Source organism: Brachybacterium tyrofermentans (assembly GCF_014897585.1).
GTDB lineage: Bacteria > Actinomycetota > Actinomycetes > Actinomycetales > Dermabacteraceae > Brachybacterium > Brachybacterium tyrofermentans.
The window spans coordinates 130621-151214 of the sequence record NZ_JABUXW010000005.1; the positions used below are offsets into that span (position 1 = coordinate 130621).

Annotated in this window: 21 protein-coding genes; 3 read left to right on the forward strand and 18 right to left on the reverse strand. The window is 72.3% G+C overall.

Annotation, left to right across the window (positions count from 1 at the left end; translation table 11 throughout):
- Positions 1–17: 17 nt before the first annotated feature.
- The 6 genes from INT49_RS05145 to INT49_RS05170 all read right to left on the reverse strand — a co-directional run bounded on the left by INT49_RS05145 (position 18) and on the right by INT49_RS05170 (position 5858).
- Positions 18–746, reverse strand: coding sequence for a class I SAM-dependent methyltransferase (locus INT49_RS05145; RefSeq protein WP_193116643.1), 729 nt, complete (start codon positions 744–746; stop codon positions 18–20).
- Positions 634–1695, reverse strand: a complete 1062-nt coding sequence (locus INT49_RS05150; RefSeq protein WP_319021518.1) for an ABC transporter ATP-binding protein — start codon at positions 1693–1695, stop codon at positions 634–636. The genes INT49_RS05145 and INT49_RS05150 overlap by 113 nt, the downstream gene beginning before the upstream one ends.
- Positions 1671–2711: an ABC transporter substrate-binding protein gene (locus INT49_RS05155; RefSeq protein ID WP_193116644.1), complete on the reverse strand. Its 1041-nt coding sequence runs from the start codon at positions 2709–2711 to the stop codon at positions 1671–1673. The genes INT49_RS05150 and INT49_RS05155 overlap by 25 nt, the downstream gene beginning before the upstream one ends.
- Positions 2712–2755: 44 nt before the next feature.
- A complete protein-coding gene (locus INT49_RS05160) occupies positions 2756–3859 on the reverse strand; it encodes a FecCD family ABC transporter permease (RefSeq protein ID WP_193116645.1) in 1104 nt (367 codons plus the stop codon).
- Between the two features lie 103 nt (positions 3860–3962).
- Positions 3963–4367, reverse strand: coding sequence for an ArsR/SmtB family transcription factor (locus tag INT49_RS05165; RefSeq protein ID WP_193116646.1), 405 nt, complete (start codon positions 4365–4367; stop codon positions 3963–3965).
- 9 nt (positions 4368–4376) lie between these two features.
- Positions 4377–5858: a suppressor of fused domain protein gene (locus INT49_RS05170; RefSeq protein ID WP_193116647.1), complete on the reverse strand. Its 1482-nt coding sequence runs from the start codon at positions 5856–5858 to the stop codon at positions 4377–4379.
- 181 nt (positions 5859–6039) lie between these two features.
- Here INT49_RS05170 and INT49_RS05175 point away from each other — a divergent pair, with 181 nt between their 5' ends.
- The gene (locus INT49_RS05175; RefSeq protein WP_193116648.1) at positions 6040–7392 is read left to right on the forward strand and encodes a NupC/NupG family nucleoside CNT transporter; all 1353 of its coding nucleotides are present in this window, start codon (positions 6040–6042) and stop codon (positions 7390–7392) included.
- Positions 7393–7484: 92 nt separating this feature from the next.
- Here the strand turns inward: INT49_RS05175 and INT49_RS05180 are convergent, their stop codons facing one another.
- The 12 genes from INT49_RS05180 to idi form a co-directional block, all read right to left on the reverse strand.
- Positions 7485–8600, reverse strand: a complete 1116-nt coding sequence (locus tag INT49_RS05180; RefSeq protein WP_193116649.1) for a Gfo/Idh/MocA family protein — start codon at positions 8598–8600, stop codon at positions 7485–7487.
- A gap of 76 nt (positions 8601–8676) precedes the next feature.
- Positions 8677–9414 (reverse strand): sugar phosphate isomerase/epimerase family protein, encoded by a 738-nt coding sequence (locus INT49_RS05185; protein ID WP_193116650.1) that lies wholly within the window; start codon positions 9412–9414, stop codon positions 8677–8679.
- A gap of 49 nt (positions 9415–9463) precedes the next feature.
- A complete protein-coding gene (locus INT49_RS05190; RefSeq protein ID WP_193116651.1) occupies positions 9464–10303 on the reverse strand; it encodes a carbohydrate ABC transporter permease in 840 nt (279 codons plus the stop codon).
- Positions 10304–10423: 120 nt separating this feature from the next.
- Positions 10424–11308 (reverse strand): prenyltransferase, encoded by an 885-nt coding sequence (locus INT49_RS05195; RefSeq protein ID WP_193116652.1) that lies wholly within the window; start codon positions 11306–11308, stop codon positions 10424–10426.
- Complete coding sequence (locus INT49_RS05200) at positions 11305–11616, reverse strand: lycopene cyclase domain-containing protein (protein ID WP_193116653.1); 312 nt, start codon at positions 11614–11616, stop codon at positions 11305–11307. The genes INT49_RS05195 and INT49_RS05200 overlap by 4 nt, the downstream gene beginning before the upstream one ends.
- On the reverse strand, positions 11613–11963 hold the full coding sequence (locus tag INT49_RS05205; protein ID WP_193116654.1) for a lycopene cyclase domain-containing protein: 351 nt from the start codon (positions 11961–11963) through the stop codon (positions 11613–11615). Before INT49_RS05205 ends, INT49_RS05200 begins: the two co-directional genes overlap by 4 nt.
- On the reverse strand, positions 11963–13651 hold the full coding sequence (gene crtI / locus INT49_RS05210; protein ID WP_193116655.1) for a phytoene desaturase family protein: 1689 nt from the start codon (positions 13649–13651) through the stop codon (positions 11963–11965). Before crtI ends, INT49_RS05205 begins: the two co-directional genes overlap by 1 nt.
- Complete coding sequence (locus tag INT49_RS05215; RefSeq protein ID WP_193116656.1) at positions 13648–14514, reverse strand: phytoene/squalene synthase family protein; 867 nt, start codon at positions 14512–14514, stop codon at positions 13648–13650. The genes crtI and INT49_RS05215 overlap by 4 nt, the downstream gene beginning before the upstream one ends.
- Positions 14511–15284 carry a tryptophan-rich sensory protein gene (locus INT49_RS05220; RefSeq protein ID WP_193116657.1) on the reverse strand — a complete coding sequence of 258 codons (774 nt, stop codon included), beginning with the start codon at positions 15282–15284 and terminating at the stop codon, positions 14511–14513. Before INT49_RS05220 ends, INT49_RS05215 begins: the two co-directional genes overlap by 4 nt.
- On the reverse strand, positions 15281–16855 hold the full coding sequence (locus INT49_RS05225) for an SDR family oxidoreductase (protein WP_193116658.1): 1575 nt from the start codon (positions 16853–16855) through the stop codon (positions 15281–15283). Before INT49_RS05225 ends, INT49_RS05220 begins: the two co-directional genes overlap by 4 nt.
- Complete coding sequence (locus INT49_RS05230) at positions 16852–18093, reverse strand: polyprenyl synthetase family protein (protein ID WP_193116659.1); 1242 nt, start codon at positions 18091–18093, stop codon at positions 16852–16854. Before INT49_RS05230 ends, INT49_RS05225 begins: the two co-directional genes overlap by 4 nt.
- Positions 18090–18725 (reverse strand): isopentenyl-diphosphate Delta-isomerase, encoded by a 636-nt coding sequence (gene idi / locus INT49_RS05235; protein ID WP_404801943.1) that lies wholly within the window; start codon positions 18723–18725, stop codon positions 18090–18092. Before idi ends, INT49_RS05230 begins: the two co-directional genes overlap by 4 nt.
- Before the next feature lie 83 nt (positions 18726–18808).
- On the opposite strand from idi, the gene INT49_RS05240 reads away from it, so the two are divergent.
- Entirely contained in the window at positions 18809–19339 is a 531-nt protein-coding gene (locus INT49_RS05240; protein ID WP_193116660.1) for a MarR family winged helix-turn-helix transcriptional regulator, read from the forward strand.
- 12 nt (positions 19340–19351) lie between these two features.
- On the forward strand, positions 19352–20482 hold the full coding sequence (locus INT49_RS05245; RefSeq protein ID WP_193116661.1) for an FUSC family protein: 1131 nt from the start codon (positions 19352–19354) through the stop codon (positions 20480–20482).
- Positions 20483–20594 lie beyond the last annotated feature (112 nt).

Here is a 20594-nt window from a genome sequence, read left to right on the forward strand (position 1 = left end):
GGTCGCGCGAGGGGTGGTCAGTCGGGTCTGCGCGCGCTGAAGCGTCGCTGCAGCTGCGGGGAGTGGCCGGGGGCGACGCCGTGGGCACGATCCAGCTCGAGCACCTCGGTCAGGGGATCGGCGCGCACGTCCGCGAAACCGGCCGCCTCCCACTCGGCGATGATCTGCTCGGTGCCGGCGCGTCCGAAGGACAGGCGCTCGAAGGCCTCCGCGTCGTAGGCCGACGCGAAGTGGTCCTGCCGCTCGGTCCCGCGCGGCAGCTCCTCCTCGCCCCGGAACCAGGCGGCGTCGACCGCCACGAGCACCCCGCCGGGGCGCAGCAGCTCGTACCAGCGGGACAGCGCCGCGGGGGCATCGCGCAGCGTCCACAGCAGGTACCGCGAGACGATCGCGTCGAAGGTGCTCGGGGCGAAGGGCGGATCCACGGCGTCCCCGACCAGGAACGTCGGCGGATTCGGATGGTCCGCGCACTTGGCGTGCGCCTGCTCGAGCATGCCCGTGGCCAGGTCGATCCCGGTCACCGTGTGGCCCGAGCCCGCGAGCAGCAGGGCCATATTCCCGCTGCCGGTTCCTGCATCGAGGATCGTGGACGCCCCCGTCGGGAGCACCTCGGTCCAGACCCGGGACCAGGTCTCACGTTCCTCGGGGTGGGCGAGGCGGCACAGCTGGTGCTCGTCGTACTCGGCCGCGTATCGGGTCCAGTAGTCGTTCCAGCGGGCCTGGGCGGGGTCGGCGGTGGGCGTCAACGTCGGGCTCCTCGGGGGTGGAGGCGGTGGGGAAGAGGGGGCTGGCGGGTGCGCCGGGTGCGCCGGGTGCGCCGGGTGCGGCAGGTGCGGCCGACGGGCCGGGTGCGGCAGGGCCGGGGGGCGGCTCCTGCCCGCGGAACAGGAACTGCGCGGTGCCGTCGTCGGCCGTGGCCCGTTCGGCGGCGACCCCGTAGGTGGCGCTGACCAGGGAGGCGGGCAGTGCCTCGCCGGGCGGGCCCGCGGAGTGCACGAGGCCGTCGGCCAGCACGATGACCCGATCGCAGTAGCGGGCGGCGAGGTTCAGGTCGTGCAGCACCACGATGGTCGCCACGCCCTTGGTGCGCACGATCTGCAGCACGTGGTGCTGGGAGCCGATGTCGAGATGGTTGGTGGGTTCGTCCATGAGCAGCAGATGCGGTCGTTGGGCGAGCGCCCGCGCGATCAGCACCCGCTGCTTCTCCCCACCGGAAAGAAGCCCGAACTCCCGCCGGGCCAGGTGCAGGGCGCCGGAGTCCTCGAGCGCCCGGGTCGCGATCTGCAGGTCCGCATCGGACGTCGAACCGAAGGTGCTGGAGTGGGGGACGCGGCCCAGCAGCACCACGTCCGCCACGGTCAGCGGCACCTCGCCCGTGATCTCCTGGGCCATCACGGCGATGCGTCGTGCCCGCTCGCGCCCGGAGTAGCCGCCCAGCTCGCGGCCTCCGAGCAGCACCGACCCGGCGTCGGGCACGAGCTCGCGGTGCAGGATTCGCAGGGCGGTGGTCTTGCCGCTGCCGTTGGGGCCCACGAGGCCGACGATCTCGCCGGCCGACACCGACAGGTCCACCCCGCGCAGCACGGGCTCGGTCCCGAAGGTGTGCGTGAGGCCGCGGGCCTCGAGGATCGGCGGGGCCTGCGATGCATCGGGAACGCCGGCCGCCGACGTCATCCCTCGATCTCGAGCAGCCACTCGTGGATCCTCTCCAGCCCGTCCACGACCAGCGGGGACGCCGGTTCGGCGAAGTTGAACAGCAGGGGCAGCACGGCCTGGTCCCGCACCGCGCGCAGCCCGGTCAGCTGATCCTGGGCGGTCATCTCCGCGGTGACGTCGCTGCCGTCGCCCTCTCCCTGGTAGAGCACGATCAGCACGTCCGGGTCGGCGGCCAGCAGCGGCTCCGAGCTGATCTCGAACACCCTCTCGGCGGTGTCGGCGAAGACGTTCTCGATACCGAGCGCATCGAGCTGCGCGGTGACCATCGAGCCCGCGCCGTAGGTGTACAGCGGACCGCCGCCGAGCGAGGGGTAGAGCACCGCGGCCGTCGTGGCGCGGAGGGTCTGGGCGGATTCGGAGACGACGGCGACGCGGTCCGTCAGCGCAGCCGTGAGGTCCTCCGCCTCCTGCGCGTGGTCGAAGATGCGGCCGTAGGTGGCGATCGTGGAGTACAGGGTCTCGAAGCTCGCCCGCTCGTCGTCCGTGCCGCAGTAGATGTCCTGGACCACCACCTGCGCGCCGGCGTCGGCCATCGCCTCGCGGGTCACGCCGTCGGGCAGGCCGAACACGATGTCCGGCGTCTGGGCGATCACCATCTCCTGGGAGATCTGCAGGTGGCCCGAGGCGTCGATGTCGTCCGAGAGCGTCGGGATCTCCTCGACCCGGGCGTCGAGCTCCTCGTCGTAGTACCCCGGGGGGAACACCCCGGCCCGGGCGACGACCCGGTCCAGCACCCCGATCCCGTCCAGCGTGGTCACGGGCGCGGATTCCAGCAGCACGATCCGCTGCGGCGGGGCGTCGAAGGTCAGCGTGGCCTCGCAGTTGGCGAGCTCGAGCGGGAAGCCGGCGGCTCCCTCTGAGCCGGACGTCGAGCCGCCGGCGGTCCCCGAGCTGCAGGCCGTCGCGCTGATCCCGAGGATTCCGGCGAGCCCTGCGAGCGCCGAGCGGCGGCTGAGGGTGCCGGCGGACGGACGGCGGGCGGCGGACAGATCCATGGGGACCTCTTTCTGGGGCGGGGGAGAGGGATGGAGTGGGGCGCTCAGTGCTGTCGGGCGTACATCCGGCGCACGAGGATCAGCAGGAACGGTGCGCCGATCGCCGCGGTGATCACCCCGATGGGCAGCTCGCGGGGCTGCATGACGATGCGGGCGGTGGCGTCGGCCCAGAGCAGGAACAGCGAGCCCAGCAGGGCGCTCGCCGGGATCAGCACCCGGTGCCGGGCGCCGACCAGGCGGCGGGCGAGGTGCGGGATCACGAGGCCGACGAAACCGATCGAGCCGGCCCCGGCGACCGCCGCCGCGGTGCACAGCGAGACCACGATCAGGAAGCCGATGCGGGCACGGTCCGGGGAGATGCCCAGGCCGTGGGCGATCTCGTCGCCTGCGCTGAGGGCGTCCAGCACCCGCGCCCCCAGCAGCATGATGAGCGTGCCGATCCCGGCGGCGAGCACCGCGATCAGCAGGAAGGCGTTCCAGCGTGCGAGGGACAGCGAGCCCAGCATCCAGAACATCACCGAGCGCGACCCCTCGGCGGAGTCCGAGGAGAAGATCAGCAGGTTGGTCACGGCCGTGAGCGCGTAGCCGACGGCGACCCCGGACAGCAGCAGGCGCAGCGAGGTCACCCGCCCGCCGGCCCGCGCGATCGCGAACACCAGCAGGGCCGCGCCGAGGGCCCCGACGAAGGCGAGCACCGACTGCGCGTACTCGCCCATCGCCGCGCCCACACCGAAGAGGATCGCGGCCGCCGCTCCGGTCGAGGCGCCGCCGGAGACGCCGAGGATGTACGGGTCGGCGAGCATGTTGCGCACCATCGCCTGCAGGGCGGCGCCGCTGATCGCGAGGCAGGCGCCGACGGCGGCTCCCATGAGGGCCCGGGGCAGGCGCACGGTCCAGATGATCGCCTCGGTGGCCGAGTCCGCGGCGGATCCCGTGGCCGGAGCGGGAGTCAGCCCGAGGTGCTGGGCGATGACCTGCGCGGTGGTGCCGGGGGCGATGGGGACCGGGCCGATGCCCAGGCAGATCAGCAGGCTGAGCAGGGTGGCCGCGGCGAGCAGAAGGAGCACCAGGGCGGAGCGCCGGGCGCGGGAGCGCACGCCGAGCGGGTCGGTGAGGTCGGGACGACGGGCGCCGGTCGTGGTCGCCATGGCCGCACCTCCTGCTGTCCGCTCACCGTCCGAAGAACTACTTGAAGGACTCTACAAGTATCCGGCACTCAGGGAGCAGGGCGGTGCCGCTGGTTGTCGACGCTCAGGCCTCGGAGGCGTGCACGTGGTGGTGGATGCCGGGCAGGTGGTCGGAGCCGAGATCGTGCAGGAGGGAGTGGGCGAACCCGTCGGCCAGCTCGTAGCGCACCTCGCGGCCCGCGCGTCGTGCCCGCACCCATCCCGCCTCGCGCAGCAGGGCCAGCGCATGCGAGGCGGTCGAGTCGCTCGCCCCGATGGCCCGGGCGATGTCCGAGCTGCGCACCCCGGGGTGGGCGTGCACGCAGAACAGGATCCGCAGGCGGCGCGGGTCGGCGAGCAGAGCCATGCGCTCGGCCATCGCCTCGAGGCCGGCCACCGAGTCCAGCAGCTCGGTGAGCTCGGCGACCAGGTGATCATCCGGCGGGGCGGTGTCGTCGGCCCGCACGTGCAGGGGGTGGTCGGCGTCCATGGGCTCAACCTACCGGGGGCTGATCGGGACCATCTGCAGGACCTGCTCCGGGACCTCCGACCCGACTCCCGGACCCGTGCCCGCATCCGTACTCGTACCTGTGCCCGCCGCAGCGTCGAGTCGCAGCTCGTAGGTCGTGCCGTCCACGCGTGCCTGCTGGCCCGCCGTCGGGACGACGCCGACCTCCTCGACGCAGTCGGCGATCATCCGGTGCAGACGGCCGATCCTCTGCGTCGTGGTCATTTCGGGCGCGGCGAACCGCACCTCCGCGCCGCCGAGCGCCGCGAGCCCGGCGGTCCGTGCGGCGTCGTCCGCGCCGGGTCCGTCGGCGCCGATGCTGACCAGCGCCGACTCGGGGTGGACCCGGCACGTGGTGGGCAGCCCGGCCGCGATATCTGCCGAGAACTGTGCGGCGGTGGTCAGATGCCGCTGATGGGGGATCCAGATCGCGAGGGCCTTTCCGGCCTCGACCAGCAGCTGCGCCATCGCCGCTGCGCCGGCCACGGTCGCGCCGTCGCCTGGGCGCTCCGGGGAGAGCGTGAGCACCGTGGCGTGGCTGGTGATCGCCTCGCGGAGCACGGCGAGCTCCTGCTCCGGCAGCGCGGCGAGCTCGAGGTCGTCTGCGAGGGCCGACGGGGCGAAGCGCCCGCCCACCCGCCAGCGCAGCGGCTCGGGACCGATCGGCAGCACGAACTCGTCGATGCCCTGCGCGCCGAGCTGCTCCGCCATGTTCGGCAGCACCCCCTCGAGCACCTGACCCAGATGCTCGGCCGGCTCCCGCAGCAGCACATGCATTCGCCACGGCGCCGGCCCGTCGGTCACGGATGCGCGCGCCGGATCGAGGACCGCGGTGACCCCGGCCCGCTCGAGGCGGTCCAGCACCATGTCGCCACCTGAGGGGACGGAGACCCTCAGCGCGAGCTCCTCGTCGGTGGCCGGGAGCACCGCGAGGATCTGCACGCCACCGGCGGGGGTCGGCGCGTTCATCAGCTGCGGCGGGTATCCGTAGGGCGGGCCGATCAGCGCCCCGGTGAAGGGGACCGACGGGTCGTAGCACGTGCCCAGATTCGTGATGCTGTGGCCCCAGTCCAGCGTGGAGCCGTCCTCACCCGGGATCCGCGCGGTGTCCCGCAGGAGATGCAGCGGCCAGGAGTTCGGGTTCTGTTCCAGCAGCTCGGGCTGGGGAGGATCGATGCCCGGCCATCCTGCGGGAAGACCCATCAGCAGTTCGAGCCGGTACTCCTCGCCGCTCTCGGTGCGCATCGGACTCTCGGACAGACCGAGCGTGACCAGGGTGGCGTGGGGAACCTGCTCCGACGGGGCGAACACGGCCAGGTCGATCGGGGCGGGGAGCCCCGAGGAGACATCGGGACCTGTCGCGCTGCCGGGAACCGTCGTGTCGGTGGCGATGACGTACTGATCCCCGAGGAACTCCGTGAGGTGCGCCAGCAGCGCCTCCCGGTGCGGGGTGCCGTGCGGCGTCGGGTCCATGAGTGCTCCAAGGGTGCGGGTCGATCGGGGATCCGGGGGATCCGTGCACGGTCCATCTTCGGTCATCGGCGCTGTCACCGGCGACGGTTGGGCCGCCGGGCGTCGGCCCCTACACTGGCGCGCGCATCGGGGCTCTGGTCCCGATTCCCGGTTCCCGATCTGCAGTCATGAGGTGAGCGTGATGGTCGACCTGCTCTGGGGCCTCGGTGGAATGGCAGGCCTCCTGCTGATCGCCGTCGCCCTCTCCAGCAACCGCCGGGCGATCCGGCTGCGCACCGTGATCGGTGCCCTCGCCCTGCAGGTGGCCTTCGGAGTGATGGTCCTGTACTGGGGCCCCGGCCAATGGGCGCTCGGGAAGGTCTCGGCCGCCTTCCAATCCGTCATCGACACCTCCGCCGAGGGCATCTCCTTCCTGTTCGGGCCCCTGATCCCGGCCGACGGAGAGGGCAGCGTCTTCGCCCTCCAGGTGCTCCCGGTGATCATCTTCTTCGCCTCCCTCACCGCGGTGCTCTACCACTGGAAGATCCTGCCCAAGCTCGTCGCGCTGCTGGGCGGCGGCCTCGGGAAGCTGCTCGGCACCGGCTACGCGGAGTCCGTGAACGCTGCGGCCAACATCTTCGTGGGCCAGACCGAGGCGCCCCTGGTGATCCGTCCCTACATCAAGCGGCTCTCGCGCTCCGGGCTGTTCGCGGTGATGGTGGGCGGGCTCTCGACCGTCGCCGGCTCCGTGCTCGTGGGCTACTCGCTGCTGGGCGCGCCGCTGGAATACCTGATCGCGGCGAGCTTCATGGCCGCCCCGGGTGCCCTGCTCATGGCCAAGATCCTGGTGCCCGAGGATGACCCCGACGCCCTGGCGCGGGAAGCTGCCCTGGTCGAGGCCAGCAACAAGCGCTCCGGGGGACGGGGCGCGAAGGCGGCCGACGGCGCGGCCGCGGACACGGTGGCCTCGTCCTCGTCGGCCGAGGATGAGAACGCCGACCAGGCCGACGCCACCGAGGACGATCTCGAGGAGATGCAGTACGCCAACGTCATCGACGCCGCGGCCGGAGGAGCGGCCGACGGGCTCAAGCTCGCCGCGACCGTCGGCGCCATGCTGCTGGCCTTCATCTCCCTGATCGCCCTGATCAACCTGCTGCTGGGCACGGTCGGCGGCTGGTTCGGGGCCGGTGACCTCACCTTCCAGCAGATCCTCGGCTGGGTGTTCGCCCCGATCATGGCCATGATCGGCGTGCCCTGGGGCGAGGCCGTCAGCTCCGGCAGCTACGTGGGGCAGAAGGTCGTGGTCAACGAGTTCGTCGCCTTCGCCGGCTTCGGACCCGAGATCGGCAGCTTCAGCCCGAAGACCGCCGCGATCACCACGTTCGCCCTCACCGGGTTCGCGAACCTCAGCTCCCTGGGCATCCTGCTGGGCGGGCTCGGCGGCCTCGCCCCGAGCCGACGCTCCGAGATCGCCCAGCTCGGCCTGAAGGCGATCCTCGGCGGCACCCTGGCCAACCTCATGAGCGCCGCGATCGCCGGGATCCTGCTCGGCTGACCGGCGCAGGTCGGTCCACCTGAATCGAGCCGTGCATTACCTGCGTTCCAGGGAGGCAGAACGCAGGTAATGCACGGCTCGATCAGCAGAACTCAGAGGGTCGTGGCGAAGGGGTCGAAGTCGGCGGGCATTGGCTCGACCTCGGCGAAGGTGGAGCTCACCTCGACGATCGACCCCTCGGTGATGGCGGTCTCGATGCCCACCATGACGTCCAGGACGTGGGCGGCGATCGCACCCTGGGCCCGGTGCGGCACGCCGGCACGGATCGACCGGGCCATCTCCAGCACGCCCAGCCCGCGGCCGGTGACGGCGCCGGTGGCGGGGATCGGGGTGGCCGTCTCGCCGCGGTACTCGGTCAGCGCCGAGTCGCCGTCGAAGACGTTGGGGTCCGGGAACGCGAGGGTCGCATCGGTGCCGTACACCTCGACGAAACCGGTGCGGGTGTGCGGGGAGTCGAAGCTCAGCAGCACGGTCGCGTTCTGCCCGGACTCGAAGCGCAGCAGAGCCGCGACCTGGGTGGGAACGGTGACGTCGAAGACCTCGCCGGCCTTGGGGCCCGAGCCGATGGTGCGCTGCTCGCGGGCCTTGGAGCCCACGGCGCTGACCGAGGTGACCGGGCCGAGGGCGAGCACGAGGGTGGTCGTGTAGTACGGCGCGATGTCGTACAGGGGCCCGGCGCCCTCCTGGAACAGGAAGGCCGGGTTCGGGTGCCAGGACTCGGGGCCGGGGGACTGGAACAGGGTCAGGGCGCTGGTCGGAGCGCCGATGGAGCCCTCGCGCAGCGTGCGCAGACCGGTCTGGATGCCGGCGCCGAGCACGGTGTCGGGAGCGCCGCCCACGCGCACGCCCGCCTTCTCGGCCGCCTCGAGCAGGGCCGTCGCGTCGGCCGGGACCGTGGTGATCGGCTTCTCGGTCCACACGTGCTTGCCCGCGGCGACGATGGCCTGGGACACCTCGGCGTGCGCGGTGGGGATCGTCAGGTTGATGACGATCTCGACCTCGGGGTGGTCCAGCACGTCCTGGGTGGTGCCGAAGGCGGGGACGTTGAACTCCTCGGCGCGCTTCTGTGCGGCCTCGGGGTAGAGGTCGCCGATGATGTGCACGGTGACGTCCGGGAAGGACGTGAGGTTCTCGAGGTACTGGCCGGAGATGGTGCCGGCGCCGATGATGCCGACGCCGACGGGGCCGGTCTGGTCCTGGGAGGTCATGGAGACAATCCTTCGTGATGCGGGAGAGCGGGCCCCGGGGTGCGGGGCGTGGATGGTGCGGGGGCCGTACGTCGGGTCAGACAGCGCTGTTCAGGTGGGCGAGCGACGCGGCGATGCCGTCGAACATGTCCCCTGCGTACGCGTCGAACTCGATCACGCCGAGGGCCACGTGCGCCGAGGCGTCCAGGGTCTGGGCAAGCGGCATGGCACCCTCACCGAGGGGGAGCTGCGTGGAGGCGTCCGTGGAGAGGTCGCCGTCCTTGAGGTGCACGAGCTGCACGCGCTCGCCGAGCGCGCCGAGCAGGGCGGGGACGTCGGCCCCGCCCACCGCGGCCCAGTAGGTGTCGACCTCGAGCACGACCCGCGGATCGAGCTCGTCGGCGAAGAGCTCGAGGGCGCTGCGGCCCTCCAGCTGCGAGGAGAGCTCGATGTGGTGGTTGTGATAGCCGACGCGGATGCCCGCGGCCGACGCCTGCTCGGCTCGCTCGTTCAATCTCGCGGCGACGGCGCGGACCGTCCCGGCGTCGGCCCAGTCCTCGGCCTTCCACGACGGGTCGATCAGATACTGCACGCCCACGGCCTGAGCGGCGTCGAGCACCGCGGCGAAGTCGGTGTCCTCACCCAGGAAGGACTGGTGGGCGCTGGGGAAGTCGATCGCCTGCTGCTCGCGGGCGCGCACCAGCTCATCGCGGTACTCGAGCAGACGGAACGGCTCGGCGTGGGTGAGGCCGAGCTCGACCAGGCGCGCCACCGTGCCCTGGAAATCGGACGCGAGGGCCTCGCGCACGCTGTACATCTGGACGGAGATCTCCATGGGGTTCCTTCCGGAGGGAGGCCGAGGCGGGTTGTCTCGCCGGGGCGGGTCACTTCACGGCACCGGCGGTGAGGCCCGCGACGAAGTTCTTCTGCATCATGAGGAAGCCGACGACCACCGGGATCGACACCGCGAGCGAGGCGGCGAGGACCTGGTTCCAGTAGACGTTGGTCTGCGTGGCGTACTGCCGCAGCCCCACCGCGAGCGTACGGGTCTCCTCCGTGGTCAGCACAGAGGCGAACAGGACCTCTCCCCAGGCCGTCATGAAGGCGTATATCGCGACGGCCACGATGCCGGGCCGCGCGGCGGGCAGGATGATGCGCAGCAGGATGGTGAGGTTGCTGGCGCCGTCGACCTTGCCGGCCTGGTCGAGCTCCTGGGGGATGCCGTCGAAGTAGCCCACCAGCATCCAGATCGCGAAGGGCAGCGAGAACGTCAGATAGGTGATGATCAGGCCGATGCGGGTGCCCACCAGCGGGATCCCGAAGGTCGCGTCGATGTTCACGAAGATCAGGTACAGCGGCAGCAGGAACAGCACGCCGGGGAACATCTGGGTGGACAGCACCGTGGTCATGAACGGGCCGCGGCCGCGGAAGCGCCAGCGCGAGACGGCGTAGGCGGCGAGCGTCGCCACACCGACGCTGAACAGGGTCGCGACTGAGGTGACGATCAGCGAGTTCATGAAGTACTTCGCCAGCGGCACCGTCGACCACATGTCGATGAACGGCTGGATGGTGAGGGTGGTGGGGATCCACGAGAACCCGGCCTGCACATCGCCCAGCGGCTTCAGCGAGGTGGTGATCATGACGTACAGCGGCACCACGACGAACACCGTGAGGACCACGAGCACGACGGTGCGGAAGACTTTCTCTCCGACGGTCTCACGCATTGTTCTTCTCCTTCTTCCACTGGGTGAAGTAGTCGGGATGGTCCGGCTTCGGGGTGGACCGATCGGTCGAGGGTCGACGATCGAAGGGCGGCGGGATGACGAAGCGGCGGGGGCGCGGCGTCAGCTCCGCAGGGCGATCCAGATCAGCAGCTGGGTGAGCAGGAACCCGGTGAGCAGGTTCAGGCCCAGGAACCGCCGCCAGCCGGGACGGGCGCGGTCGCCGTGCTCGTCGGACAGCGAGCGGTACGGCCAGATGCTCGCGATGTAGGGGATGACCAGGAGTCCTGCCAGCAGTGCGGGCCATCCGGCGGCGAGCATGAGGAGCCCGGCGGCGGTGTACAGGGCCAGCGAGAGGCGAACCGTCGTGCGCGCCCCGAGCACGGTGGCGATCGATCCGATCCCGGCCTCGCGGTCGGGCACGATGTCCTGCACGGCGCCGAAGGCGTGCGAGGCCATGCCCCACAGGAAGAACGCGGCCAGCGCCGCGAGGGCGGCGAGGGTGAGCGGTGCGCCGGACAGGGCCAGGCCCACGGCGGCGGGGCCCACGAAATGCGTCGACGAGGTGAGCGAGTCCAGCACCGGACGCTCCTTGAGACGCAGCCCCGGCGCGGAGTACCCGACCACCGCTGCCAGCACCACCAGGAGCACGAGGGCGGAGGCCAGGGAGCCGAGCAGCAGGAGCGCGATGACGAAGGGCAGGGCGAGCAGCCCGGCGGACCACAGGGTGAGCCTGTGCCAGCGGCGGTCCAGCACGATCCCCTCGACGCCGCCCTTGCGGGGGTTGCGCAGGTCCGATTCGTGGTCGAAGACGTCGTTGACGCCGTACATGAGCAGGTTGTAGGGCACGAGGAAGAAGGCCGTGCCGAGCACGAGCGCGACGGTGAGGCCGCCGCCGGCCAGCAGGTAAGCCGCCGCGAACGGATAGGCGGTGTTGATCCAGCTCAGCGGGCGGGAGGAGCCCACCAGCTGGCGGACTGCACCGGGGGCATCGGTGGTCGTGGTCATCGGTCCTTCTCGAGGGGGTTCAGCAGCAGGGCGAGCGAGGGCAGCAGCAGTCCGGCGGCGAGCGGCCAGGCGAGGTCCTCCACCGGGACCAGCGCGATCCGCAGCCCGCTCAGCTGGGACTCGTCGTACCGGAACAGGTCCGCCGCGATCATCGCGGAGTCGAACACGATCGTGAGGAGCAGCAGCCCGACGACGGTCCCGGCGGTCACCGCCCACCAGCGTGGTCCGGGCCGACGCACCACGGCGGCGAGCGCCGTCACCAGCACCGGGGGCAGGAGGAAGAGGGCGGCGAGCAGGGCGTAGGTCATCCCGCCCTCCTCCGGCTCTCTCTCCTCCGGGGCATCGCGCGGGCGAGCAGCCCCCACAGCACGAGCGTCGTGTAGGCGAGGAAGCTGACGAACACGAGCTCCTCGAGGGGCAGATCGGGCAGGAGCTCGATGCCGGTCATCGCCGGGCTCTGACCGGTGCGGTAGTGGCCGGAGGCGATCGCGGCGAGATCCCACAGCAGGAAGAAGACGATCCCGATTCCGAGGGTGAGCACGAGGGCCCGGGCGGAGCTCCGCGGCGTGCTCCACAGGACGAGGCGGAAGCGACGGTCCAGCAGCACCATGCATCCCGAGGGGACCAGCAGCGCGGCGAGGTACAGCCCGGCCATCAGGCGTCGACCCCGCTGCTCGTGGCCGTCCGCGCAGCAGGTTCGGGCAGCGGCGCGGAGGAGCGGTCGCCCCGCAGCCTCTTCGCGATGAGCTCCGCGCTGATCAGGCACATCGGCAGGCCGATGCCGGGCAGAGTGCTGGAGCCCGCGTACAGCAGCCCGGTCACCCGGCGGGAGGCGTTGCCGGCGCGGAAGAAGGCGCTCTGCCGCAGGGTGTGGGCCGGGCCGAGCATGCTGCCCCGCCAGGCTCCGAGATCCTCGGCGAACTCGGCCGGACCGACCGTGCGGCGCACCACGATGCGCTCGGCGAGGTCGGGGACCCCGGCCTGCTCGGCGATCCGGGCGATCGCCTCGTCGGCGATGCGCTCGACGGCGGGGGAGCCGGTCCCGTCCTCGCCGCCGTGACCCAGCGACGGGTCCGACGGCACGGGGACCAGCACGAACAGGTTCTCGTGACCGGGCGGGGCGACCGACGGATCGGTCGCCGAGGGTCGGCACACGTAGGACGAGGCCGGGGAGGGGACGCGTCCCTCGCGGATCGCCCCGAAGTTCTCGTGCCAGTCGCGCGTGAAGAGCAGGGTGTGGTGCTGCAGCTGCGGCAGCTCGCCCCGCACGCCGAGCAGCACCAGCACGGCGCCGGGGCCGCTCGTGCGCCGCCGCCACCACGATTCCGGATAGGTCTGCAGCGGGCGCGGCAGCAGAGCGGTCTCCACGTGATGGAGGTCCGCGGTGGCGACGACGACATCGGCGCGCAGGGTGCGGTGGTCCCCGTCGGCCGTTCGCACCTCGACTCCCTGCACCTCGGGTCTCCGGAGCCTCTGGGGGTGCCGGAGCGCCCCGGGTCCCTGGGCCCGGGTTCCGCGCTCGGCGGCGCTCGGAGCGGTGAGGATCCGCGTGGCGCGGGTGCCGGTGTGCAGGCGCACGCCCTCGCGCTCGGCGAGACGGACGACGGCATCGATCAGCGTGGCGAAGCCGCCCTGCGGATACTGCACCCCACCCGTCAGGTCCAGGGCGCTCATCAGGTGGTACATGCTCGGGGTGCGGTCCGGCGAGGAGCCGAGGAACACCGCCGGATAGCCGAGCACCTGGCGCAGCCTCGGATCCCGGAAGCGCCGGGCGACGAACCGCTCGAGGGGCTCGGCGAGCAGCGCCAGCAGCCGGGGTGCCCGGGTGATCACGGCCGGGTCCAGGAATCCTCGCAGCGAGGTGAAGGACGTATACAGGAAGTGCTTCAGCGCCAGGTCGTAGGTGTTCCCGGCGGAGTCGAGGTACTCCGCGAGCCGGCGTCCTGCGCCGGGTTCGATCTTCTCGAAGGCGTCGGCATTGCGGGCGGCGGAGGCGTGGAGGTCCAGCGGCTCCTCGTATCCCTCGAAGAGCACGCGGTAGCCCGGGTCCAGGGGGCGCAGGTCCAGCTGCTCGGCGGACGATGTGCCGAGGAGGCGGAAGAAGTGGTCGAAGACCTCGGGCATCAGGTACCAGGAGGGGCCGGTGTCGAAGCGGAAGCCGTCGCGCTCCCACGAGCCGGCGCGGCCGCCGAGCTCCTCGCGCGCCTCGACCAGGTCCACCTGGTAGCCGTCGCGGGCCAGCAGGGCGGCGGTCGCGAGTCCGGAGATCCCGCCGCCGATGACGACCGCTGTGCGGGGGTCGGAAGCGCTGGCGATGGAGGGGCGAGTCTCGGAGGCGCTCATGCGCGCCGGCCCAGCAGCACGCGCGCGAGGATCTGCGCCTTCTCGTGATCGGGGACCCGTACCCGGGTGCGGCGGATCTCCGCGGCGGGGGCGGCCCGCAGCCGGCGGGACAGCGCGCTGTACAGCCCGTGCGCGGCGGCCACGGCCCGACGGCTGCCGCCGGGCAGGTGGGGGATCGCGGCGGCGGCGCGGTCGAGATCCGCGTCGATGTCGTCGAGCAGCTGGTCGCGATGCGCGTCGGAGAAGCTCTCGGGGTCCAGCCCCGGGAAGTAGGTGCGACCCAGCTGGTCGTGATCCTCAGCGAGGTCGCGCAGGAAGTTGACCTTCTGGAACGCGGCGCCCAGGCTCTGCGCAGGCTCCCGCAGCCGCGCAAAGGCGGCGTCGTCCCCGGCGACGAAGACCCGCAGGCACATCAGCCCGACCACTTCGGCGCTGCCGTGCACGTACTCCTGCAGGCTCGCCTGGTCGTGCTCGGAGACGGCCAGATCGGCGCGCATCGAGGCGAAGAACGGGTCGAGCAGCTCGGGGCCGATGCCGTGGCGTCGGGCGGTGATCGCGAAAGCCTGCACCACGAGGTTGGTGGAACGGCCCCGCTGCACCGCGCGCGCCGTCTCGGCGGCGAGGTCGTCGAGCATCTGGGCACGCAGCGTGTTCGGCAGCAGCGGGTCGGGGTCGTCCACCGTCTCGTCGGCCACGCGCACCAGCGCATAGATGCTGCGCACATGCGTGCGCACCGGTTCCTCCAGCAGCCGCACGGCCCAGCCGAACGAGGTCGAGTAGCCCGCGATGACGGTGCACGCGCTGCGCTGCGCGACCCGGTTGTAGTGGGCGCCGGGCGCCTCGGGCGGGCGCAGGGTGCTCATCGCACGGTCCCGTCCGGTGCCCGTCGGTCGCGCAGCCACCCGGTGTCCGCGGCGATCGTGATCACTACAGCCGCGGTGACGGCGGCGCTCGCGACGACGGGGGAGTGCGGGGCGTCGGCGGCCCGGCCCACGGCGATCCAGGCCAGGCCCCAGACCATCGCAGCCGGCGCGGCGATAGGGCGCCGCCCCGCCACCGTGAGGGCGATGCCGAGCGCGGCGACGACCGCGAGCACCACGACGGCGAGCACCTCCGGGACCCCGAAGCCCAGGAAGCCGGCACCCTTCAGCGCCGCGGCGATGTTCGCGCAGGTCGCCACGCTCACCCAGCCGAGATACAGGCCGAAGGTGCCGTCGACGACGACCCGCTCGAGGAGGCTGCGGGCCGGGTGCACCGTGATCCGGTGGAACAGCAGGGCCAGCACACCCAGCAGCACGGCGATCACCGGCACGCTGACCCACACCCAGCCGGCCTGGATCACGAGGATCCAGGCGGCGTTCAGCAGCAGCGAGGCGATGGCCGGCGCAGCGATCAAGCGTTCATCACGGGGGTCCCACCACTGCCACAGGGTGTAGGCACCGAGGCCGAGGTAGATCAGCGACCAGATCGAGAACGCCGAGGAGGCCGGGGCGAGATGGGTGGAGTCCGCGGCGAGCAGCCCGCCCGCGGCCTCGGCGATCGGGTCCCCGCCGACGGCACCCACGCCGATGGCGGTGCCGACCATGGCGGCCAGGAAGGCGAGGGTCACGGCCCCGCGGCGGAGTATCGTCATGAGGTGGACTCCTGATCGGGTCGACGGGAGGTGCGGGGGTGGGCGGTGGGAGCACTGGTGGTGGCACCCTCGGCGGCGCGGGCGATGTTGCGCTGCATGCCGCCGAAGACGATGCCGTGGAAGGGCCAGACGGCCCACCAGTACGCGTCCCCGAGCAGGCCGCGCGGGTGGTAGATGGCGCGCTGGTGCAGGCGCGAGCCGCCGTCGGCCTCGGCCTCGACCCGCAGCTCGAGCCAGGCCTCACCCGGGACGCGCATCTCGGCGCGCAGGCGCAGCAGACGGCCCGGCTCGATCCGTTCCACCCGCCACCAGTCCAGGGCATCGCCCACCGAGAGGCGCTGCGGATGACGGCGACCGCGGCGCAGTCCCGGACCGCCGACGAGCCGGTCCATCAGCCCGCGGGCGACCCAGCCGAGACGCCAGGAGTACCAGCCGTTCGCGCCGCCGATGCCCTCGACGACGGACCACAGCGTCTCCGCGGTCGCCGCGACGCGCCGGCTGCGTTCGTCGCCGCGGACGATGCCGCCGGCCCACTGCGGGTCCTCGGGTAGCGGGGCAGACGGAGCCCCGGCCGGCGCTGCGGAGTGCCAGGCGGTGCTCACGTCGAGCTCGTGGATCCGGGTCAGGGCGAGGGAGATGGCACGGTCCACCCCGGTGAGCCCGCCCTCGGGATCGGCGATGAGCCCACGGAGGTCGGACTCCGCCGCGACGGAGTCGTGGATCAGCGACTCGACCAGCGGGCGGGCGATCCCGGTGGGGACCGGCGTGACCAGGCCGATCCAGTGGCTCGCCAGGCGCGGGGTGAGCACGGGGACCGCCTGGATCCGGCGTGGTCGCAGCCCGGCGACCCGGGCGTAGGCCCGCAGCAGGCCGGCGTAGGTGAGCACGTCGGGCCCGCCGACGTCGAAGGTGCGGTTCGGTGCGCCCTCGAGGCGGGCTGCGCCGACGAGGTAGTGGAGCACGTCGCGCACGGCGATCGGCTGGATGCGGTTGTGGACCCAGCGCGGGGCGATCATCACCGGGAGACGCTCGGCGAGGTGACTCATCACCTCGAAGGAGGCGCTGCCGGAGCCGAGGATCACCGCGGCGCGCAGCACCACGGCAGGGACCTCGCCGGCCAGGAGCACGTCCCCGACCTCCTTCCGGGAGGCCATGTGCGCGGAGAGCTCCTCACCCTCGGGATGGATGCCGCCGAGGTAGACGATCCGTCGCACCCCGGACCGTGCCGCGACGTCCGCGAAGTTCTGCACCCCGGTGCGGTCGTGGTCGGCGAATCCCTTGCCGCAGCCCATGGCGTGGATCAGGTAATAGGCGACGTCGACGCCGTCCAGGGCATCGGCCAGCGTCGCGGCATCCATGACGTCGGCCTCGACCACCTCGACGTCGTCCCGCCAGGAGCGCCCGTCGAGCCGGTCGGCGTGCCGAGCCATCGCGCGCACCCGCAGGCCGGCGCGGAGCAGCTCGGGGATCACCCTGCCGCCGATGTAGCCGGTGGCGCCGGTGACCAGGACCAGCGGGGCCTGGGGCCCAGGAGTGGTGCGGTCGGAGGTGCTGCGATCCGAGGTGCTCATGAGGAGGGTCCTGTCGTCGCCGGGGTGCGGTGCGCCGGGGCTCCCTGAGCGGAGGCTCCGAGTGCGGTGGGCCCGTGCAGGGACGTGTCCTTCTCGGCGCGATCGGCCGACGGGGCCACCGTCGGATCCGACCCCGCGCCCGGGGTCGACGGCGGCTGCGAGGGGAGCATGAGGTCGGCGGTCCGCAGGATCTCCTCGGTCGCTGTGCTCAGGGCGTGCACGAGGGCGGCCGGCAGCCGATGGCGGATCGCGGAGGAGACGGCGCTGGTCAGGTGCCAGCGGGCGAGCTCCTCCGTCCACGCGCGGGAACCGCTGTCGGTGAGCAGTGTGCGGGCGCGACGGGCGTCCTCGGCCTCGAGGTCCGGCCGGCCCAGCAGCGGCTGGAGCTGGGGCCACTGGGCGGTGGTGGTCGCGTGGGCGATGAGCGCGGTGCGCTTGCCCTCGCGCAGGTCGCCGAGCGTGCTCTTGCCGGTGCGGCGCTCCTCGCCGAACAGCCCCAGCAGATCGTCGAACAGCTGGAAGCCGATGCCGAGCAGGCCACCGATCTCGTCGAGGGCGGCGAGGGTCGGATCGTCGGCATCGGCGAGCAGCGCACCCGCGTGGAGGGGGAACTGGAAGGAGTAGACGGCGGTCTTGAACTCGGCGACGGCCAGGGCGTCCCGGAGCGCTGCGGACTGCTCCGCCTGATCGGGCTCCAGGCCCGGCCGCAGGTTCAGCTGCAGGCGCACGTCGGCGAGCTCGCCCACCGCGGAGGCGTGGACGGTGCTCTCGACGAGATCCAGCAGGCGGTCGACCACGGGGGCGGGGGCCTCGCAGCGGGCGATCGCCCGGAACGCCGCGAGCAGACCGAGGTCGCCGGCGAGGATGCCGGCCGCGTCGCCATAACGGCGGGCGCCGGCGGCGGAGGCCCCGTGCCGTCGGACCTCCTGCGCGAAGCTGCCGGGCAGGCTGGGCACGCCGCGTCGCGTCGGATCGCCGTCGATCACGTCGTCCTGGACCACGAAGGCGGTGTGCAGCAGCTCGAGGGCGGCGGCGACCTGGATCGCGGCCTCCTCACGCACGCCGCCGAGAGCGCCGTGGGTGGCGGCGAGCAGCGCCGGTCGGAACCGCTTCCCCCCGTCGGCAGCCCGTGCGAAGGCGTCCCACAGGTCGCGGTGGTCGGCGGTCGAGGAGGGGGCGCCGCCCCTGAGCAGGCGCGCGATCTCCCGGTCCACGGCGCCGTGGTCGCGGGCGCTCATGATCTGCCCGCAGGCGCAGATCCGGGAACCGGGACCGACGACTGCGCGGCCGACGGGACGAGGCTCTCGCGCAGATCGGGGACCTGGGACACCATCCACGGGCTGAGGGCCCAGGGCGCGAGGTCCGCGAGCGCGGCGATGTCGCCGGGGGCGACCCAGCGCAGGTCCATGACCTCCTCGGGATTCGGTGTCGGGTCACCGGCGGCGTCGGCGACGAAGACGGGGCAGATCTCGTTCTCGACCACTCCGGAGGCGTCGACCGCGCGATAGCGGAAGTCCGGCAGCGCCTCGCGCACCCCGTGCACCTCCAGGCCCAGCTCATGGAGGGCGTGGCGGCCGACCGCCTCGGCGAAGGACTCTCCCTGGCGCGGATGCCCGCAGAACGAGTTGGTCCAGACCCCGGGCCAGGTGCGCTTGGTCAGGGCACGACGGGTGAGCAGCACCAGGCCGTCCTCGCGCACCACGTGGCAGGAGAAGGCGAGGTGGAGCGGTGTCGTGGCGGTGTGGACGGTGGCGCGGGGGGCGAGCCCCAGGGGGGTCCGGTCCTCGTCCATCAGGATCACGTGGTCCCAGGGGTCGCTGGACACCATGTCCTCGGGTGCCCGTGCGCTCTCGCCTGCGGTCTCGATCATGGTCCTCCTCGTCGGTGCTCGGCGTCAGGTGCTCGGCCTGAGATGCTTAGCCTATCTATATAAATTGACTGTAGCATCGGAGGATGGTCGAGAGCGCGGGGGAGACGAGCGGGAGCTCGAGCGGTTCGTACTGGTACGACGGCGACGATTCGGCCGTTGACCTCCTGTCGGCCCTGCGAGGATTCCGCGCCGCTGATCACGACATGCGCCGGCGCATGAGTGCCGGCATGGAGATGAACACCACGGACCTCTCCGCGCTCCGCTACGTGATCGCGCACGAGGCCGGGGACGATCACGCGACCCCGCAGGCGCTCGCGAGGCACCTGGGGATCTCGGGGGCGTCGACCTCGAAGCTGCTGGATCGGCTCACCGAGTCCGGCCACCTCGAGCGCGTGCCCCACCCCTACGACGGCCGCTCCCGCATCGTCGTGGCCACGGACCACGCCCATACCCAGGTCCGTGAGCGGCTCGGCGGGATGCACGAGCGGATGCTCGAGATCGCCCACCTGGTGCCGCCGTCGGCCCGACCGGCCGCCATCGAGTTCCTCCGGGCGATGGCCCGGCACCTCGAGACCGAGGCCCCGCCCGAGGAGCTCACCGCCCGCGACGTGTGAGACCGTCGGAGGATGGTCGCCACCTGGCAGGAACGTGCGCAGAAGCTATGGGCCGCCGCGGTGCAGCCCGAGGCAGTCACCGGCTGGCTGCAGATCGCCAAGGCGGTGATCGCGGGCACCGTCGCCTGGTGGCTGTCGCGGGACGTGCTCGACTCGCAGATGCCCTTCCTGGCCCCGTGGACCGCCCTGCTCACGGTGCATGTCACGGTGTACCGATCCGTCTCCCGCGGCCTGCAGACCCTGGTCGCCTCGATCCTCGGCGTCGCGCTGTCCTTCGTGATCGGCGCCTGGCTCGGGGTCAGCGTCGGCACCTTCGCGCTCGCGCTGGCCGTCGGGATGGTCCTGGCGCTGGTGCCGTGGATCCGGGACGAAGGGGTCGCGATCGCGACCACCGCGATCTTCGTGCTGGGCGCGGGCTTCGGGCAGCAGCAGCCGCTGCTGCTGGACCGGATCCTGGAGATCGGGCTCGGCGTCGCCGTGGGGATCGCCGTGAACCTGCTGATCATCCCGCCGCTGCGTGAGAAGCAGGCGGCGCGATATGTGGACAGCATCAACCGCCGGATGGGCGGCGTACTGGTCGACATGGCCGACGAGTTCGCCACCGCCTGGGACACCGAGCGGGCCGACGCCTGGGTGGAGGAGACCCGGTCGATGTCCCGGGAGCTCGCCAGCGCCTGGCAGGAGGTGCATTTCGCCCGCGAGAGCGAACGGGGGAACCCCCGCACCCGGCGCGCGGGTGCCCTCCTCCGCCGTCACCGCGGCACCCCGGCGGATGATGCCGAGGAGGCCTCCTACGAGGAGATCCTGGCCCGGGTCGAGGAAGGGATCTCGCACCTCCGGCACCTGTCGCGCACGCTCCGCGAAGGCGCCTATGCCGAGGGCGAGTGGGACGACCGTTTCCGTCAGCGCTGGGTCGCGATCGTCCGCGACGCGGGCCGGTCGATCGCGGATCCGGATGCGGAGGTGGAGCCGATCGCCGACCGGCTTTCGGGCCTCGCCCTCGACCTGGCCGACAACACCGAGCTGCCGCGGTGCTCCTGGCCGCTCTACGGCTCCCTGATCGCGAGCATGCTGCACATCGCCGTCATCGTGGACGACGTCGCCTCCGCGCGGGCCGCCCGTGAGACGCCATCAACCTCATAGTCGAGGCCGGGCAGCAGAGGCCGGTTGGATGAGGTCGGCTGGACCGGGCCGGACGCAGATCGGCGCGGACCTCCGCGGGTTCCCCCGCAGGTCGTCCGCGCCGATGTCGGCC

Excerpts from the sequence above, each read along its gene's own strand:
- INT49_RS05155 (WP_193116644.1), bottom strand. The coding sequence starts at position 2,711 with ATGGATCTGTCCGCCGCCCGCCGTCCGTCCGCCGGCACCCTCAGCCGC.
- INT49_RS05160 (WP_193116645.1), bottom strand. The coding sequence starts at position 3,859 with ATGGCGACCACGACCGGCGCCCGTCGTCCCGACCTCACCGACCCGCTC.
- INT49_RS05165 (WP_193116646.1), bottom strand. The coding sequence starts at position 4,367 with ATGGACGCCGACCACCCCCTGCACGTGCGGGCCGACGACACCGCCCCG.
- INT49_RS05170 (WP_193116647.1), bottom strand. The coding sequence starts at position 5,858 with ATGGACCCGACGCCGCACGGCACCCCGCACCGGGAGGCGCTGCTGGCG.
- INT49_RS05175 (WP_193116648.1), top strand. The coding sequence starts at position 6,040 with ATGGTCGACCTGCTCTGGGGCCTCGGTGGAATGGCAGGCCTCCTGCTG.
- INT49_RS05180 (WP_193116649.1), bottom strand. The coding sequence starts at position 8,600 with ATGACCTCCCAGGACCAGACCGGCCCCGTCGGCGTCGGCATCATCGGC.
- INT49_RS05185 (WP_193116650.1), bottom strand. The coding sequence starts at position 9,414 with ATGGAGATCTCCGTCCAGATGTACAGCGTGCGCGAGGCCCTCGCGTCC.
- INT49_RS05190 (WP_193116651.1), bottom strand. The coding sequence starts at position 10,303 with ATGCGTGAGACCGTCGGAGAGAAAGTCTTCCGCACCGTCGTGCTCGTG.
- INT49_RS05195 (WP_193116652.1), bottom strand. The coding sequence starts at position 11,308 with ATGACCACGACCACCGATGCCCCCGGTGCAGTCCGCCAGCTGGTGGGC.
- INT49_RS05200 (WP_193116653.1), bottom strand. The coding sequence starts at position 11,616 with ATGACCTACGCCCTGCTCGCCGCCCTCTTCCTCCTGCCCCCGGTGCTG.
- INT49_RS05205 (WP_193116654.1), bottom strand. The coding sequence starts at position 11,963 with ATGGCCGGGCTGTACCTCGCCGCGCTGCTGGTCCCCTCGGGATGCATG.
- crtI (WP_193116655.1), bottom strand. The coding sequence starts at position 13,651 with ATGAGCGCCTCCGAGACTCGCCCCTCCATCGCCAGCGCTTCCGACCCC.
- INT49_RS05215 (WP_193116656.1), bottom strand. The coding sequence starts at position 14,514 with ATGAGCACCCTGCGCCCGCCCGAGGCGCCCGGCGCCCACTACAACCGG.
- INT49_RS05220 (WP_193116657.1), bottom strand. The coding sequence starts at position 15,284 with ATGACGATACTCCGCCGCGGGGCCGTGACCCTCGCCTTCCTGGCCGCC.
- INT49_RS05225 (WP_193116658.1), bottom strand. The coding sequence starts at position 16,855 with ATGAGCACCTCGGATCGCAGCACCTCCGACCGCACCACTCCTGGGCCC.
- INT49_RS05230 (WP_193116659.1), bottom strand. The coding sequence starts at position 18,093 with ATGAGCGCCCGCGACCACGGCGCCGTGGACCGGGAGATCGCGCGCCTG.
- idi (WP_404801943.1), bottom strand. The coding sequence starts at position 18,725 with ATGATCGAGACCGCAGGCGAGAGCGCACGGGCACCCGAGGACATGGTG.
- INT49_RS05240 (WP_193116660.1), top strand. The coding sequence starts at position 18,809 with ATGGTCGAGAGCGCGGGGGAGACGAGCGGGAGCTCGAGCGGTTCGTAC.
- INT49_RS05245 (WP_193116661.1), top strand. The coding sequence starts at position 19,352 with ATGGTCGCCACCTGGCAGGAACGTGCGCAGAAGCTATGGGCCGCCGCG.